Origin of the sequence: Oceanospirillum multiglobuliferum, assembly GCF_900167095.1 — a bacterium.
In the GTDB taxonomy this organism is placed as follows: Bacteria; Pseudomonadota; Gammaproteobacteria; order Pseudomonadales; family Halomonadaceae; genus Oceanospirillum; species Oceanospirillum multiglobuliferum.
Genome location: NZ_FUXG01000002.1, coordinates 154,676 through 172,898, shown reverse-complemented (window position 1 = coordinate 172,898; position 18,223 = coordinate 154,676). Strand labels below are relative to the sequence as shown.

The 18,223-nt window shown below is 43.7% G+C and carries 7 protein-coding genes and 1 tRNA gene; 3 read left to right on the top strand and 5 right to left on the bottom strand.

The genetic code is table 11. From position 1 onward, the window contains the following. Window positions 1-113: 113 nt before the first annotated feature. Together B5D26_RS02135 and B5D26_RS02130 are read right to left on the bottom strand one after the other, a co-directional pair. Window positions 114-1,145: a quinone-dependent dihydroorotate dehydrogenase gene (locus B5D26_RS02135; protein ID WP_078744044.1), complete on the bottom strand. Its 1,032-nt coding sequence runs from the start codon at window positions 1,143-1,145 to the stop codon at window positions 114-116. Window positions 1,146-1,247: 102 nt separating this feature from the next. After that, window positions 1,248-4,493: an EAL domain-containing protein gene (locus B5D26_RS02130; RefSeq protein ID WP_159445562.1), complete on the bottom strand. Its 3,246-nt coding sequence runs from the start codon at window positions 4,491-4,493 to the stop codon at window positions 1,248-1,250. Window positions 4,494-4,743: 250 nt separating this feature from the next. On the opposite strand from B5D26_RS02130, the gene B5D26_RS02125 reads away from it, so the two are divergent. Beyond that, window positions 4,744-6,900 carry a CHASE2 domain-containing protein gene (locus B5D26_RS02125; protein ID WP_200810605.1) on the top strand — a complete coding sequence of 719 codons (2,157 nt, stop codon included), beginning with the start codon at window positions 4,744-4,746 and terminating at the stop codon, window positions 6,898-6,900. Between the two features lie 2 nt (window positions 6,901-6,902). On the opposite strand, the gene B5D26_RS02120 is transcribed toward B5D26_RS02125, so the two are convergent. Continuing rightward, window positions 6,903-12,770, bottom strand: a complete 5,868-nt coding sequence (locus B5D26_RS02120) for a FecR family protein (protein WP_159445561.1) — start codon at window positions 12,768-12,770, stop codon at window positions 6,903-6,905. Between the two features lie 35 nt (window positions 12,771-12,805). After that, window positions 12,806-14,173: a tetratricopeptide repeat protein gene (locus tag B5D26_RS02115; RefSeq protein WP_159445560.1), complete on the bottom strand. Its 1,368-nt coding sequence runs from the start codon at window positions 14,171-14,173 to the stop codon at window positions 12,806-12,808. A 169-nt stretch (window positions 14,174-14,342) separates the two neighbouring features. Between B5D26_RS02115 and B5D26_RS02110 the strand changes: the two genes are divergently transcribed. Continuing rightward, window positions 14,343-14,418: transfer RNA gene (locus tag B5D26_RS02110), tRNA-Asn, on the top strand. A gap of 136 nt (window positions 14,419-14,554) precedes the next feature. Here the strand turns inward: B5D26_RS02110 and B5D26_RS02105 are convergent. Next, window positions 14,555-15,844 (bottom strand): M18 family aminopeptidase, encoded by a 1,290-nt coding sequence (locus B5D26_RS02105; protein WP_078744039.1) that lies wholly within the window; start codon window positions 15,842-15,844, stop codon window positions 14,555-14,557. A gap of 296 nt (window positions 15,845-16,140) precedes the next feature. Between B5D26_RS02105 and B5D26_RS02100 the strand changes: the two genes are divergently transcribed. Further along, the gene (locus tag B5D26_RS02100) at window positions 16,141-18,210 is read left to right on the top strand and encodes a carboxy terminal-processing peptidase (RefSeq protein ID WP_078744038.1); all 2,070 of its coding nucleotides are present in this window, start codon (window positions 16,141-16,143) and stop codon (window positions 18,208-18,210) included. Window positions 18,211-18,223 lie beyond the last annotated feature (13 nt).

Below are 18,223 nucleotides of genomic sequence, written 5' to 3'. Positions count from 1 at the left end.
CGTCTCAACACTCCGTTGATGAGCCGATAAAACAATACAGCGTTTTACTGGCTCTGCGCTCCAAATACTTAAGGCTCACATGTTGTGAGCCTTTCTATTTTCTGAGCCTTGCCTTACTGACGACGCGCTTGCAAGGCTGCAATTGCCTCTGCCGCATCTTTAATTAAAGCAGGCCCTTCATAAATAAAGCCTGTATAAACCTGCACGAGACTGGCACCCGCTTCAATTTTTTCACAAGCAGCTTGTGCGCTATCAATGCCACCCACACCAATAATGGGCAGATCGCCCTCAAGGCTGTCAGCCAATAACCGAATCACGTGGGTCGACTTCTCACGAACAGGCTTACCACTTAAACCACCAGCTTCATCTGCATGTGCCAAACCCTGTACCGCAGCACGTTCCAGTGTGGTGTTGGTTGCAATCACGGCATCCATTTTCTGATTGCGAATATTACCCGCAACCAAACGCACTTCATCATCACTCATATCTGGTGCAATTTTAATCGCAATTGGCACATAACGCTGATGAAGATCCGATAAGCGGGTCTGCTCGGTCTTTAACGCACGCAGCAAAGACTCAAGGGTTTCACCAAATTGAAGGTTTCGCAAACCGGGCGTATTCGGCGATGAGATATTCACGGTGATGTAATCGGCATGTTCATAGACAGCCTTTAGACAGTACAGATAATCTTGCTCAGCATCTTCAACAGAGGTGCTCAGATTTTTACCGACATTGATCCCCAAAACACCTGAGTAACGACGCTGCTTCACCTGCTCAACAAGGTGATGCACCCCTTTGTTGTTAAAGCCCATGCGGTTAATAATCGCGCCTTTCTCCGGAATTCGAAAAATGCGAGGCTTAGGGTTACCCGGCTGCGCTTTAGGGGTTACGGTACCCACCTCAACAAAGCCAAAACCCAACGCACCCATTGCGTCTAAGTGATCCGCATTTTTATCTAAACCTGCTGCCAAACCTACGGCATTAGGAAAGCGAATCCCCATCACTTCAACGGGAGCCTGCACCATTTTATTGGTCAAAAGAGGCAATACCCCCAAACGCTCTGCCGCGCTGAGACCATCTAAGGCCAGCTCATGAGCGGTTTCGCCGGAGAAGCGAAAAAGAAGATTTCGGGCAAGACTGTACATAGGTGCGCGCTCCCTGATGCCGAAGAGGCCAAAACTGCTGTTCTTTGAGAATTAAACGACGCAGCAGTATACCCGATTAAGGCGTTTCATACACGCTATTGACTATTGTTGGCCGGATAACAATTGCTCAAATTCTGCGGCAGTTATTGGTTTACTGCAGAGGTAGCCCTGATACTGGTCACAATGCTTCAGCGCTAAAAATGCCAGCTGCGCGTCAGTCTCTACGCCCTCTGCCAAAACCTCAAACCCCAATGTGTGCCCCATACCAATAATGGCGGAAACAATCTCCATGCCTTCATGGTTATACGGAATATCATCAATGAAGCTTTTATCAATCTTCAACACGTCGATTGGGAAACGTTTGAGATAGGCAAAAGAGGAGTAACCTGTGCCAAAATCATCAATAGCCAAGCGAATACCCAGCCCCTTAATTTTTTCTAACAGTAGCACCACCTCATGCTCATGCATCATCAACGCACTTTCTGTCAGCTCCAACTCTAAATATTCAGCGGGATACTGTGTCGCGGTGAGAATATCGACCAAGTCTTGATACAAATGTGGCTCTTTCAGCTGACGCGCAGATAAATTGACAGCCAAACTAATCGGCGCAAACCCCTGATCAAGCCAAGCTTTACCTTGCTGACAGGTCATCTCTAGAATTTGCCGCCCTAGCGCAATAATCTGACCATTTTGCTCACATTGATCGATAAAGTGCACAGGAGACAATAAGCCCTGCTCTGGATCAAGCCAGCGTACAAGGGCTTCAGCCCCTGTCAGCTTAGCGCTTTTAATATCGATTTGAGGCTGAAAATAAACCTGTAGTTCATGCCGTCTCAGCGCCCTGTGCATCCGAGTTTCCAGCTCAGCCCGATAACGGGCTTCCTGTGTCAAGGTTTCAGAGAAATAGCAGAACCGAGAGCGACCATCCGCTTTGGCTTGATAGAGCGCTGCATCAGTATGTTGCAGCAGTTGATTAGCGGAGTGACCATTTTGTGGTGACAAACTGATACCAATACTGGCACCAATGGTCACCGTGACATTATTGGAAAGAGACCAAGGCTTATTGAGCAGACGGATAATTTGCGATGCCAAACTCGACAAATACTCCACACTATCGACCTCATCGACCAGCAAAGCAAACTCATCGCCACCCAGTCGAGCCAAAGTATCGATATCGCTCAATTCGGTATCCAAGACACGTGCGACTCGATTGAGCAGCTCATCCCCAACCACATGCCCATAGCTGTCGTTCACATCTTTAAAACGATCCAAATCGATCAACAACAGCGCCACTTGCTTTTTGTTTTTCTGCGCATTTCTGATCGCATGATCCAGACGCAACATCAAGGTCTTTCGATTTGCCAATCCCGTGAGCGGGTCGTGATAGTCTAAAAAAGCTAACTTATCTTCAGACGCCTTTTGCTTCGATAGATCCGCAAAAATACCCACATAATGACTGATTTCGCCCTCAGAGTTTTTCACCACACTGATATTCAGAAGCTCAGGATAGGTCGTACCATCCACACGCTTATTAATAACTTCACCCTGCCAGTGACCGTCACAGATGATTCGACGCCACATCTCTTCATAAAAACTTTTAGGGTGTAATCCCGACTGTAATAAAGACGCCGACTGTCCAATCACCTCTTCAGCGTTATATCCTGTCATAACACTGAAGGCATGATTAACCCGTTGAATTTTATAGTCAGCCCCGACAATCATTACCGCTTCGTTGGTATTTTCAAATACAGTCGCCGAAAGTTTCAAATACGCTTCTGCGGCCAGTTTATCGGTAATATTGCGGCAGAAAACGAAAAAACGCCCCCCCTGCTCAGGCCAGTAAGTGACATTCACTTCAACATCAAAAGGCACGCCCGATTTTGTATGATGACGTGATATAAAGTTAGCCTGACCGACTTTTTTGATACTAGCGATACGCGTCAGAGTGTCGGTCTCAGTTTCTAAATTGTCGATGTCAAAAATGCGCATACTCAGCAGTTCTTCACGACTGAAACCCGACATATCACAATAGGCTTGATTCACATCTAAAATGTTGCCGTTAGTGTCCGTCATCCAAAAACCATCTAACGCTGTACTGATAACACCTTGGTAAATAGCCGCGTTATTTCGTAGGGCCCGCTCTGCTGCAAGGCGCTCACTCTGATCTCGCGCAATTGCAATATTGATCACTCGATCACTCAAGTGCAGTTGACTGACCTTGACCTCAACAGGAATCAACGCTCCACTCTTATGTCGATGCTGACTTTGAACCAAGGCAAAGCCTTGCTTTCGAATTTGCTGATTGATAACGCTGAAAATATTGGATGTCAGCGCCGCCGTAGAAAGTTCAGGCAGCTTCATCTTCAGCAACTCTTCTCGGCTGTACCCTAACTGCGCACAACTTTGCTGGTTCACATCCAAAATATCGCCTGTCTCAGCATCAATGACATAGATGCTGTCACTGATCTGAAACATCAAACTGCGCAACAGCTTTTGCTCATCAAACTGTCGAATGTGGTTTGAAATCTCTTCGATTTGCCGCTCTTTGAATGCAAGCTCTGCTTCTAAATACTCCACATAAGCACGCTGCATTGAACGTAAAATATCGTGATGCGTGATAATCCCTTTAATCTGCGATTGCTCCTCAACCACAAAGCGACGCACCTTTTTCTGCTCCATCAAAAAAGCAGCATCACGTACAGACAGATCGCCGACCACAGACAATACTGGGCTGTGCATCACTTCTCGCAGTAGCAGTTGTTGTGGTTGCGCTTGCTGGGCAGCCAGATAAACAATGTCTCGTTCGGTTAAAATCCCGATCGCACGCTGCGCTTCTGTCACCACCACACAGCTGATACGTTGCTGACGCATCAAACATAACGCATCTTGTAGATTACAATTTGGCCCCAATTGCTGCACACAGGTGCTCATCACCTCTTTCACCAATGGAGCAATCTGCATCGGGACAGATGTCATATGGTGGATCAACTCGTCCTCACTGATCACACCCAAAAAATTCTTCTGCTCATCTAGCAGCACCAAATGACGCAGTTGGCGCTCAGTCATCAGCCGCAACGCTTGCTGACAAGACTCATGAGCCAGTACCGTCACAAGCGCGTTACTACATACCGATTGCACTTTGGCTTGCAATAAACTTGCATCCTGTGCAAATAGCGCGACCACATCTTGTTCCGTTAAAATACCGACAGGATGATGATTCTGATCCAGAATAACGACACTGCTGCTGCCTAATTGATACATTTTGGCAATGACATCAACAACAGTCTCATCTGAGAGGGCGGTTAGGCTCGTTGATGGAACTAATGTACTCAAGGGTAAGTGGTGCATATCAGGTCGTCTGCCAGAGCTCAATAAATTATGCATTGTAAATACATATATGAAAAATGTAACCTCAAACTATAGCGCCAGATCATGATTATGGTTTTTCACCCTATAATTTTAGTCCGATCTGGTATAGTCAAAACGTTGCGTTTATGTTGATCCAAGATAATCCTCTCATTTCAGCCACAGGTTCTCTATGCCAGCATTTAAGAAGCTCTTGCGTCGCCTGATACGTCCGCTTGGTGGGCTCGCCATCATGACACTTTTTATTTTTCATGCCTCTGGCTATTGGTCGATCAGCTTCATTAACCGTTTAGAACAGATCGCATATGATTTGAGAATCAATTTAACCTTACCCAAAACAGGCGACCCTCAGGTCTTAATCATTGATATCGATGAAGCCAGCTTGCGTGAAATTGGGCAATACCCTTGGCCAAGAGAATACGTGGCAGAGTTGCTCTATATCTTATTTGCAGAGTATGAAATCAGTACGTTGGGATTCGATATTGTATTTGCAGAGCCTGATCGACGAGGGGCAACAGAAGCGCTGGAGAAAATGCTAGAACAGCGTCCAGAGTTAGCACCCACTTTAAGACCTTTGATGGCAGAGATGGATGGCGATAAACAGCTGGCGGAAATACTGGCACAAACCTCCGCTATCACTGGTTTTTACTTAGATAGAGAGTCTGAAGAAAAAGTACCTTCTGTTGGTAACTTGCCTAAACCACTAGAATTAATTAGCCGTATACCACCTAGCTATTTTCCTATCCCTCAAGCCAAGCGTTTTTCTGGCAATCAACCCATTTTACAAAACAATGCCATAAGCGGTGGTTTTTTTGACAACCCATTGGTTGATGCTGACGGTGTGTTCCGCAGAGTGCCAATGATGCAAGAGTATAAAGGTCAGTACTATCAATCCTTATCATTAGGTGTCATTAGAAGTGTATTGGGTATGCCTCCAGTTGAGCTGATCATTAGCGGTGATGAGAGCAACCCAATTCTAGAGGGGTTAAATGTAGGTGGCTTTAAAATACCAGTGGATAACCAATCTGGAGTATTAGTGCCTTATTATGGTGGCAGAGGTACTTTTGAATATGTCTCCGTTATCGACGTATTCCGACAAACCGTACCTAAAGAGAAACTACAAGGTGCTATTGTGTTGCTTGGCGCAAGTGCTCCAGGCCTGCTAGACCTTAGAACAACTCCTGTACAAAGTGTTTATCCAGGAGTAGAGGTTCACGCCAATCTAATCGCAGGTATTCTGCATCAATCCTTTAAGCAGCAACCAACCTATACTGTCGGGGCAGAACTGCTTTTACTTTTATTTTTAGGTCTATTGCTAACCTTTAGTCTATCCCGTTTATCACCAATGCTTATTTTGGTCGTATCAACTATTGTTGTGGCCGGAGTTTGGTATGGAAACATGTTACTTTGGATCGACTATCAGTGGGTATTCCCTTTAGCCTCTCCATTATTAATGGTGATACTGATTGTAGGCTATCAACTGGCTTACGGTTACTTGGTTGAATCAAAGGGCAAGCGAGAATTGTCCAAATTATTTGGCCAATATATTCCACCTGAGTTAGTGGACGAAATGAATATAGACCCTAGCAGCATCACATTGGAGGGTGAAAGTCGTGACATGACCGTTCTGTTCTCAGATGTACGTGGCTTTACCACCATTTCAGAAGGGTTAAATCCAGAGGAACTCACCCGCTTAATGAATGCGTTTCTCACCCCTATGACTGGTGTTATTCATGATTATCGCGGCACCATCGACAAATACATGGGGGATGCGATCATGGCCTTCTGGGGTGCCCCTCTGAAAGATGAACAGCATGCCAGTCACGCCGTTAAAGCGGCGTTAAAGATGGTACAAGTGATGCACGAATTAGGGCCTGAGTTTAAAAAGCGAGGTTGGCCAGAGCTGAAAATAGGGGTCGGACTCAACACCGGCATGATGAATGTTGGCAACATGGGATCTGAGTTCCGTATGGCCTATACCGTACTGGGTGACGCCGTTAACCTTGGCTCACGTCTTGAGGGACTAACTAAACAGTATGGCGTTGATCTTATGGTCAGTGAAACCACCGCTGATGCAGCGCCAGAATACCTGTACCGTCAGCTTGATCTGGTACGGGTAAAAGGTAAGCATGAACCCGTCGCAATCTTTGAGCCGATAGGGCTGAAAACAGAAATTGACGAGAAACTAGAAGATAAAGTCTCCCTATTTCATACCGCGCTGGAGCATTTTAGAAAACAAGAGTGGGGCCACGCCGAGCGCCTGCTTGACGCTTTGAAATCAGATGAAGACCATCTGCTATACAGTGTTTACCTTGAGCGAATTCAGCTATATCGAGACACACCGCCCGGTGATAATTGGGACGGTGTGTTTACGCATACTAGTAAATAACATTAAGGTGGAGACGTCTGTGATAGAGAATGGGTAATTTGTTGTAGCAGTGCTGCACCATTGATGGAGCCGCTAGGTACATACAAGTTGTATTGACTAATAATGCCTTCAGCATCTGAGCCAACAAACAGACCATTTAAACTCCCCCCTCCAACAACGGAGCTTTCTTGCTCCACTGACAAAGCAATACCAGAACTTTCTAAGAATTCAGATATACCACCACCTCCAATTGCAGTATAGGTATTGCCATTTAAAGTCAAATCAAGCATTGCAGCTAAAGATTGCCCACTAAAGTCAACTTCAATACCAAATTTGTTCAGCGTTCCAACATATGAGCCATTATTATTCAATAACGTCGGAGCTGTACCACCTGCAAAAAGATAGTTGCTGACACCTACTTTATTAATGACAGTATCGAGTGAAGTTGGATTAGATGCATAGATATAATGCAACGCCTGAACATCATTATAAGGTGAGATATTTGTATCAAAGCTATTATTGCCACTAGAAGCCCAACGCCCCCAGTTTACTTCAGCAACATTATTCCCTGTCATACTTTTAACTGTATTCTGCCCATCATCTGTAGTGAAGTCTCCTATGTTAGCTGCAACTTGAGTTGATTGCGTAACAGCTATTCCACTAGTAGATAATGTATACGATGAGCTATTTTTGACGTGAGTTGCTAGCTCTTCTCGTACAGTTATCCAGTTATTATCTTCCCTAAAGCTCATAAGAGTTGAGTCTGTTGCAGATTTCAAGTGAAAGTCATTGTTACTATTGCCTGACTTTAGCGCGTGGGCTGAAACACTTACTCCTTGACCATCTGTTATTTGCACTGAAGCTAGACCAACCAAGTCCATACCTTTGACATCTTTAGCGCTGGGGTAGCTTAATACATCCCCTGCGAATGCTACGACACCTTCTGCGGCTATCTTTGAGTTTTGTTCAGAAGAAAGAGAGATATCACCAATAAAGAACTGCCCTGAACTTCCTCCCCATAATGCATGCCATGTACCGTTAACAATATCATAGTTCATTGGGCTACTATCATTGCCTGCAATATCTTGAGCTGAATATTCAACAGTACCGTATAAGTTAATATCAATAGGCTCATGCATAGATAGACCTGACAAATTACCCTCAGCACCAAGCGTCCACTGTTCTAGGCCATCACTAGAGTTCATGCTGAGCGACATTCCTAGCACACCTGACGCAAAGTCTAAGCCTAAGTGAGTCAAGCTATTATCGAGTAAAAGCTCCCCGCCTGATTTACTAAAGATCAATCCTCCCACAAGCGTATAGTCTACGCGCTGACTAACTAGTAATTTTGAGTCGATACTAGGCGTGTTAAGGTTCTCAATCATGCTATAGAAAAGGGGGCTATCTGTATCAACACCATCATGACGGCTGTAAGTAGACCAAAAACCCCAGCGCATGATGTCATAGCTATCAGAGTATGAGAAAGACTGAGCCGTGCTAGGTGATAAATTTTTATAAGTTAAAGAGTTATTATTTGCAGCAGTCGGGAGGCTAACAGCATACAAGCCTCCATCGTAGTTGAAAGCTGTAACCACATCTGAACCCGCTTCCAATAAGCGACTACCGTTAGAGCTTAGCTGAATAATAAAGTCCTCTTCTTTTAAAGAAGGGGTTATGACAGTATCTACAGCAGAGTCAGAAAACACATACAAGCCACTCAATTTATCTGATTGGGATTGATTATTAAGAGAGAATTGCCCCCATAACATATCAGCTTGTCCACCTGAAAACTGTCCTAAAGCAAGGCCTGTAGCAGTTTCCGAAGTATTTTTTTGTATATTGGAGAATGTGCCACTGAGTGCAAAATTACCCGACTGAAGTTCATTTATTCCACCCGCACCATAGGCAGCCCAACTACTTTGGCTAAACTGGCTAGAAAGATTTAGCCCTACTTTCTGATTGCCAAAATCAATATTCAGACTCCCTGATAGACCGCCTAGCTCTCCAGCTTTATTACTTGCAGACCCATTAACTTGTCTAAAGTTATATATACCTTGGCGATTAGAAACAACAGAACTGTCAGTTAGACTGTCGGTGTAAATAAACTGAATAGGAGTTGTCTGTGAGCTAAGTGCTTGGTCATTAACTCGGTTCCAGCCTTGCTGCCAGCTACCCCAAGTGACAAGTGCACTTCCTCCAGAAATACTTTGTTGCGTCGTGTTTTCCGCTATCCATTGCTCTTGCGTTGTACCATTGACCAAGCCTAAAAGTAAGCCGTCTTTTTGCCACCTTTGAAAAGCACTCAAATTACTACTACTGTGGTTATCTAGCACATGCCCATATGCGGTATCAGATACTTGACTAAGGTCTGCAAGGTAGTTATGTAGCTTTGCATCACTAAAAGCATAAACTCCGTTTAATTGATCACTATTACTTGAAAGGTAGAAGCGCCCCCATACACTGTCTGCACTGTTACCTGAGAACTGCCCAATAGCGCTACCTGTAACCGATTCAGTAGAGGTTATTTGAGCGGTGTTCGTGCGTTTCCCCTCCAACGCAACCCCCCCTGACTGCAGGCTATTTAAACTCCCCTTGCCTGATGCACTCCAAGTTATCCCATTCATTTGGCTTGAAAGACTTAAGTCTGCTTGCTGATTACTAAAGTCAATGCTCAGACTACCTTGTACATTACCAAAGGTTCCTGCATTATCAGAGCTAGTCCCATCAACCTGATTAAAGTTGTAAAGACCTCCTCGAGCAGTCACTAATGACGCATCAGTCAAGCTATCCGCATATATATAATGAAGGGGAGTTTGCTTTGGTATGAGCTCTTTTGTGTCGAAAATAGACCAACCTTCTTTCCAACTACCCCAAGTAATTGTTGAGCTATTAACAGCTAAACTTTGCTGGGTTGCTTTGTTGGTAACCCATTGGGCTCCAGATGAATTTTCGACTATACCTAGTAGTAGATTATCAGCGCTCCATATTTGATAGTTACTGAAGCTACCTAGATGCTTTCCTTCTAACAAATATCCAGTAATCGTTCGGTCATCTTTTTTAAGGCCAGATAAATATCCATCTAAGTTGAAGTCACTAAATGCATATACGCCATTAAGTTGATCTGTATTGCTGGTTAATCGGAAGTGCCCCCAAAGAGTATCTAAGTTTGCACCAGAGAAATGTCCAAGTATTAGTCCAGAGGCATCCTCTGAAGAGTCATTTTGGTTATTTTTACGTTGCCCTATTAGCCCAAACTGACCAGCCTGCAAGCTACTAATTGGCCCCTTTCCAGATGCAGTCCAAGTATCATTGCCAATGTTGCTTAAAATATCTAAATCTGCGCTATGTGCACTAAAGTCAATATTAACATTGCCAGAAAGATCTCCAAGCTCTGCGATACTATTAGAAGCAATACCGTCAATATGACTGGAACTATAAGTACCTAAACGATTCGTAATAATTGAGTTATCACTTAAGCTATCGGCGTATATATATTGTATAGGAGTGAGGTGCTGAGTCAGTACTTGGTCGTTAATACGATTCCAACCTTGCAGCCAACTTCCCCAAACGACCCTACTTTCTCCCGAGGGCACTATTTTCTGAGTTGTAACTTTGGTGACTTTCTGCTCTTGAGATGTTCTGTTAACAGCGCCCAAAAGCATGTTATCACTCTGCCACAAATCATAGTCATCTAGGCTACTTACCGACGGTCCTTCTAGCAAGTAGCCTAGTTTTGAACCAGCTAGAGTTAGATCAGCTAGATAGTCAATTAGCTTTGGATTACTGAAGGCATATACACCACTTAGATAGTCGGTCGGACTTGTTAAGCTAAAATGCCCCCATAGACTATTTAAATTTTCACCTGAGAATTGGCCAAGGACTTTGCCTGATGCAGCCTCAGTAGTGCTGTCCTGTATGCTAGTACGTAGCCCAGATATTGAGAACTCCCCCAACTGTAAGCTGGCAATACTGCCCCTTCCGGCCGCACTCCAGCTACTCTGGCTAAATTTGCTCACAAACTCTAAATGCGCTTCCTTAGTGCTAAAATCTACTGTTAAGTCACCGGATAAGGTACTGATCTCACTGAGGCTATTACTAACGGAGCTGTCTATATTATTAAAGAGATAGGTACCTTGCCTATCTTTAAGTACAGCACTATCGCTTAAGTTGTCAGCATATATATAGTGAAGAGGCGTGGCTTGCGGCAATAAGTCTTGGCCATCAAATGTACTCCAGCCTGTTTGCCAGTGCCCCCACGTTACGGTTGCACCACCTGCTAAAAGGCCTTTTTCAACAGCACTATCAGCAAGAAGCTGTCCTTGATTAGCTTTATGAACTAAAGCCACAAGTTGTCCATTTTCCTGCCAGAGTTGATAGTTACTTAATACGTCACTGTTTTTATCGCTTTGTATATAGCCAACAATATTGTTACTGTTCTCGCTGAAACCACTGAGAAAGTTAATAGTGCTCTGATCACGATTAGTCGATGTACTAGTACCAGAAAATGATAGACTGTTATCCAGCGTAAAGAGATCAAGAGAGCCTGTGAAGCTCTCAGCATTGTCACCTGTGAACATTCCTTTCCATACACCACCAGCGCTATACTTTTTCTGGTCGGTATAGTCGAGGTAATAACCACTTAATACTAAGCCGCTGGTATTTAGATCTGATATATTGCCTGTTCCTTTAAATGACCATTCCCCCCCATTCTCTGAAGAAGCTTTTGCCACTTGTCGACCTGCTTCAGGCTTAAAGAATAAAGACAGGCTGTAGTTCACAATACCGCTATCAAAATCAATAGCCAGTGCGGCTTCACTACTATCACTTAGGTTCTGACCAGAAAAGCTAGGCTTAGTTGAGTAGTTATATCTTCCTTTAGGTTTGCTGACTTCAATTGGATCCTTAGGTGCTTCTCCATCAATCACACCTGGATCTTGACCGTTTGTGGTATCAGGCGTTTTATTTTCAATATCTTTAACGGTATTGTCGACAACAGAAAATGTTGGCTCGTGATAGCTGACCTCAACAGGTTCCTCTATATCATTAATACGCCAGCTTTCTTGCATGTCCGGCGGTAAACTATAATTTACAACACTAGGTTCAGAGCGCTCTTTAGCTTTCGGCTTTGCATTTAAACTAGTTGAGTCTGGCGTGGTATTTCCACTACGAACATCCTCAGGTGGTACTTGACGGGGATTGGCCTCACCTTCATCACTTATTGAGCCTTCACCTCCAGTATCAGCGAGAGGGTCCTCATTTGGGTCATTGAAAAACTTTGGTGGATTATTAATCAGTGTAGGTAGCTGTTGGCTATTCGTTGCAAAAGCAACCTGATTTGAGCTGACAAACTGCACTCCTGCTTGGGTTTGAATATAACCTCGACCAGAGTTAATTCTTAAATACGCACCATTGACTGAACCCGCACGGCTTTTCTGTGGTAAGTAGTAAAGTTCTAAGTCAGTTCCTCTGATACCTATAGTTGCGACAGGCGTTCTAAGCTTGAAGCTCTCTTTTTTTGTTTTACCTATTACACCTGTAATTGAGCGAATACCACCCTTCAAAAGTGATGCTTGCGCAGTATCGTTTTCCTTCTGCTCAAAACGATATTCATCAAGCCTTATAACGCTTGATGGACGAATTGCTAAGTAGCCGCTATCGATCATTTTCAACTGCATGCTACTGGCTGCTTCAGAAACTATTTTATCACCCTCAAAGACGGAAGCGCCTCTCTCCGCCAGCCTACTTTCACCCGATGCGCTAATGATATTTACTTTACCGTGAACAAATAAAATTTTGCCTGCTTCACCGGCCCACGCAAAACCACTAAAAACGATGAGTAACAATGGAATTTGGTATATTTTTCTGGCATCTATAGCGATTTTAGAAATCATAGTAGTCACTAATAGTTCAATGTTAAACATTTCTGTTATTGATAAACGTAATCTGCTCGCAGAAAAATCTCACTCTTTTCACTATCATAAAGCGCAATATTCGAGTCAGTATCACTTCGACTGATTCTTGTACTTAGAGAAAATGACTTGTTGACGCTCCAAGTATAGCCTAATGCATAACTTAACTGCTGTTCTGTGCGCGTTTTCTCAAAAATACTATTTTCTTTCGCATATCGGCTATCTGACCAGGAGACGCTCGTACTAAAAGAGTGTTGCTGATTGTAAATAAACTGCAATCCAACTCTGCTGCCGAAAAGAGACTTATCACCTTCTGGGCGCGAGCTAACAGCTTTATCTTGGCCTGCATAAAAATTACCCTGCAGTACAACAGGACGATACTGCCCCCAAATATAGCTACCACTAACCCCTACTGTACTTAACACTCCGTTATTGCTACTAGACTCTAAGTATTGTTGGTCCGCTAAGAATAGATAGCCACCCACTAGGGTTCTTGGATTGAGAGAGTAACTATAGCTGCTCTGTAAGCTAAGTATCTTATTGTTTAGAGTTGAGCCTCGCCATACATAACTCAGCCCCAGCTCACTATTGATACTATGGCTATCTTTTACCCAAAGAGAGCCTATTGCCAACTCAATGTTTCTGGATGAGAACTCATTATACCTTTGCAATTCTTTGTTTTTAGCCTTGACTTGCCCCCAAAAAGACCAAGTTTCAGGCTTTTTATAAGTCGCCTTATTGGACGTACCAACCTCTAAATATGCGCTGCTTTTCTCTTGGTCTATTGCAATCGTACCATCAGGACTACCTAAAACAGTTAGAAACAACTGCATCCAAGGTGCAGGCAGAATTTTCTCAGAGGTGGGGGCACCATTAACATTTGAGTCGTGACCTACAGCAGAGTAGACCAGACCATTAAATAGCCAAGTGGATTTTTTCTCTGTGATACGATCTATCTCGGCTAAATATTTTTCAATAGCTTGAGACGCGGATTCAGGAGGTGACATCGTTTTTAGCAACAAGAACTCTTTTCTAGCATTTTCATAATCTTTAAGCTGAAAAAAAGCGCGAGCCATACCCATTCTAGCTCCAGCATGATGAGGCATTACCGCCACTACTCGCTCAAAAATCCAAGATGCATCACCAGGGTGTCCTGCATCAATTGCAGATATACCTAACAAGTAGTTGAACTGAGCATCTCCAGAGTAGGCCAGCTCTGCAGGTTTTAGAGTTTGATATGCTTTTTCAGCTTGACCCTGCGCAAGATAAAATAGAGCTTTATCTTTTAATGCATTTAACGCCTCTGTTTTCTCTGATGCATAGAGGTAGGATGGAATGCTAAGACACAACATTACATATATTAACAATACTTTTAGAGTACTCATGATGTACCACATCTGAAAAATTATGCTGATAAATTAATAGTACCATTAATTTTGGATATTTTGAGTCCTGCCAAGGCGATAATCTTTAAAAAATAATCAAAACAACAAAATTTGGTGTTGACTCATATTTTTTGATCTGTATAATTCGCTCTCGAAGGTTAAGCACAGTTCCCTGATAGCTCAGTCGGTAGAGCAGTAGACTGTTAATCTATTGGTCGCAGGTTCAAGTCCTGCTCGGGGAGCCAACCTTCTAATCAGCCGGTTAACACCGGTTTTTTTTCGTCTAGAATTGGTGCACCAGTACTTCAGGCTGATCGGTTTCATATCAAGTACAAACCTCATCAACCTCTCTCAACCCTCCTTGGCTGAGAGATTTTCACTTTAGATACGTTCAATTTGCAGGAAGTACACCAGAGCCTTCATCAAATGATAAGCGTCTTTCGTACCTGCTAACTCTCGAATTGAATGCATTGCAAACTGCGGCACACCCACATCAACCGTTCTTACGCCTAGCTCAGCAGAAGTAATAGGGCCAATGGTACTACCACAAGCCAAATCACTGCGCATGATAAAGCTTTGCACTGGAACACTAGCTTGCTGGCAAACCCATTTAAACCAAGCAGAGGTTTCGCTATTCGAAGCATAGCGCTGGTTAGCGTTTAGCTTAATCACTGGCCCCGCATTGAGTAGCGGCGCATGATTATCATCATGTAAAGCAGCATGATTAGGGTGAATACCATGAGCATTATCGCAAGAGATCATCATAGAGGCGGCGATCATCTGCTGATAGCGCTCCTCTGTTTGAGCCACTCGTTTCAGAATAGACTTCAACAACGGCCCTTGCGCACCAGAAGCACTTAAACTGCCTACTTCTTCATGATCATTACAAACCAATACTGACGCTACTGCATCACCACCAGACAACATCGACTGCATACCAATAAAACAGCTCAGCAAATTATCCAAGCGCGCCGACGTTATAAAATCATTCTGCAAACCCACAACGGCTGCTTTTTGAGTATCAAACAGAATACAGTCATGCTCTAAAATTTGCTCAGCATCTGACACACCTTCCGTTTGCAACTGCTGCAAAAGAATCTCATTAAAAGAACCCTTTTCGCCTTCACCTAGCTGCATCACCATCACAGGCAACTGGGTTTGCGCATTAATCGCAACACCATTATTTACCTCTCGATTTAAGTGAATCGCCAGATTTGGAATTACACCTACCGGACGCTTAAAGTTAATCAACTGATGTTTGATTTCACCTGCTGTCGACTGATAAGAAACGCGACCTGCAATCGACAAGTCACGGTCAAACCAAGTACTCAGCAAAACACCACCATAGGTTTCAACACCTAAGCGTAAATAACCTTTTGTGACTTGTTCTGGCTGTGTTTTTATTTTTAAGCAAGGGCTATCGGTATGCGCGCCCATCAAACGAAAACCTGTTACAACAGGGTCTGAAGGCAAAGTAAAGGCCACCAAAGAAGAAGCGTTGCGTGTAACCACATAGCGACCACCTGACTGTAATGACCAAGTATCACGCTCATCTAAAGACTGATAGCCTGCAGCTAAAAACTGCTCAAGCATTTTTTGGGTCGCATGAAATGGTGTTGGCGAAGCATCTAAAAAAGCCAACAATTGCTGATTAAAATCGTGCTCAGTCATCAATACACCTAGGGATAGAGAAAAACAATATTTAAACAAGCGAGCCGTTGATAAATTATGCAGGGCTTGTAAATGGACGAAGCATGAAATAAATCCTGCATCATGGTGTACTATATCAAAATCTGTCGAAGCTGAGCTTATTCTGTTTGTAACTTGTTTTTGAGCACATTAGTCAATATATACAGATAGAAACTCTCGATTTGAGCATGCTGTAACACAGTCTACGACCTAAACTCTAAAAAATAACAGAATAAAGCCTTGCTGTTGTCTTCGAGGTTTTGCTACTGGAGAAGTGAATGTTATCCAAGGTTATCCCATTAGGTTTGCCCCGCGCTTTAATACTGACTTTTCTGTCTATATTCAGCGTCTACAGTTTTGCAGAAAATGCCGCTGTAGGTCAGCTCAGTGCAAGCCAAGAACAACGGCAAGCTGCTAAAGATGTAGTAGAGCGCCTTGGTTATGGTCATTATCGAGAGATCAAATTAGATGATGCACTTTCAGCACAAATTCTTGACCATTATTTGAAACTACTTGATGGCTCTAAAGCTTATTTTACTCAAGCTGAAATCGACAACTATGAACAGTATCGTAATCAGCTAGACGACGACCTGCAAAAAGGTGATTTACAAGCAGCCTTCGAAATTTATAACACTTACCAGAAGAAGCTGGTTAAGCGTATTGAACAACAGTTGGTTGACCTAGAATCATTCCCAGATGACTTTGTATTTGACGGCAAAGAAACACTGCTATTGGACCGCACAGACTCACCTTGGGCAGCGACAGAAGCTGAATTAAACAAGCTGTGGAAGAAGCGCCTCACAAACAGCCTTCTTAGCTTAAAACTATCAGGTAAAACCGTTGCAGAGGCACGCAAAACCTTAACACGACGCCTACAAAGCCAACTGACGAGAGTTCAACAAACACGTGATGAAGATGTCTTTCAAGTGTTCATGAACGCCTACACCCAGCTTTACGACCCACATACGCAATACCTATCACCACGCAGTTCAGAGACTTTTAATATCCGCATGAAACTCTCATTAGATGGCATTGGTGCATTATTGCAATCTGAAGATGAGTTCACAAAAGTGGTCAGTCTTGTACCCGGTGGCCCAGCAGACCTAGCAGGAGAGCTGAAACCTGCCGACCGCATCATTGGTGTAGGTCAAGAAAATGGAGAGATAGTTGATGTGATAGGTTGGCGTTTAGACGAAGTTGTCGACTTAATCCGCGATCCTAGAGCCAGCACCGTACGCCTGCAAGTTATTCCAGCCAATGCGGCTGATAATAGCCAAAGCAAAGAGATTGCGATTGTTCGTAATACTGTGAAGCTAGAAGATCAAGCTGCGAAAAAATCCATTGTCACCTTAGATCAAAACGGCCAAAACCGCCGTATTGGAGTTATTGATATTCCAGCCTTCTATGTTGACTTTGAGGCGTGGCGTCAAGGTGCTGAAAACTACCGCAGCACCACTCGAGATGTAGCCCGTTTAATTACAGAGCTAGAAGCCGAAGGTATTGACGGTTTAATTATTGATCTACGCAACAATGGCGGCGGTGCATTGCAAGAAGCCAACTCATTGGTTGGTTTATTTATTGATAGAGGCCCAACCGTACAAGTGCGCAGTGCAGAGGGTCGTATTGATATATTAGGCGACTCAGACAACAGCATTGTTTACAACGGCCCACTGGCAGTATTGGTCAACCGCTTAAGCGCCTCTGCGTCCGAAATTTTTGCGGGCGCCATTCAAGATTATCAGAGAGGCGTCGTAATCGGTGGTCAAACCTTTGGTAAAGGCACAGTGCAATCTGTGACACCTTTAGATCATGGGCAACTGAAACTGACACGCGCCAAGTTCTACCGTATCTCAGGCGAAAGCACGCAGCATAAAGGCGTTGTACCCGACATTATGTTCCCCAACCTATTCGACCATAAAGAAGTGGGCGAAAGTGCGTTAGAGTTTGCTCTACCTTGGGATCAAGTCAAACAAGTACCGCACAAGTTTTATGTTCAACTTCCTACATGGCTACCAGCGTTACGTGAAAATCACCAAAAGCGTAGCCTACAAGACCCAGACTTAATCTTTCTGGCTGAGCAAACTAAGCTAATTGAACAAACACGCAGCATTAAAAGTATCAGCCTAAATGAGCAAACTCGACAAGCTGAAACCAAACGGATTGAGGCGCAGCAATTAGCGCTAGAAAACCAACGTCGTAAAGCAAAAGGTTTGGAGCTGATTAAGGAGTTAAATGAGCACGAAGATAAAAAAGACGATCCAAATCAAGATGCTGAACTTGTCGAGTCCGGTCGGATTATCTTGGATATGATAAAGCTAAATCAAACCGCTGTTACAGCTCAGCAGTAGATAGCATTTAAGA

Coding starts and splice junctions, on each gene's coding strand:
- B5D26_RS02100 (WP_078744038.1), top strand. CDS start 16,141: ATGTTATCCAAGGTTATCCCATTAGGTTTGCCCCGCGCTTTAATACTG.
- B5D26_RS02135 (WP_078744044.1), bottom strand. CDS start 1,145: ATGTACAGTCTTGCCCGAAATCTTCTTTTTCGCTTCTCCGGCGAAACC.
- B5D26_RS02130 (WP_159445562.1), bottom strand. CDS start 4,493: ATGCACCACTTACCCTTGAGTACATTAGTTCCATCAACGAGCCTAACC.
- B5D26_RS02120 (WP_159445561.1), bottom strand. CDS start 12,770: ATGATTTCTAAAATCGCTATAGATGCCAGAAAAATATACCAAATTCCA.
- B5D26_RS02105 (WP_078744039.1), bottom strand. CDS start 15,844: ATGACTGAGCACGATTTTAATCAGCAATTGTTGGCTTTTTTAGATGCT.
- B5D26_RS02115 (WP_159445560.1), bottom strand. CDS start 14,173: ATGAGTACTCTAAAAGTATTGTTAATATATGTAATGTTGTGTCTTAGC.
- B5D26_RS02125 (WP_200810605.1), top strand. CDS start 4,744: ATGACACTTTTTATTTTTCATGCCTCTGGCTATTGGTCGATCAGCTTC.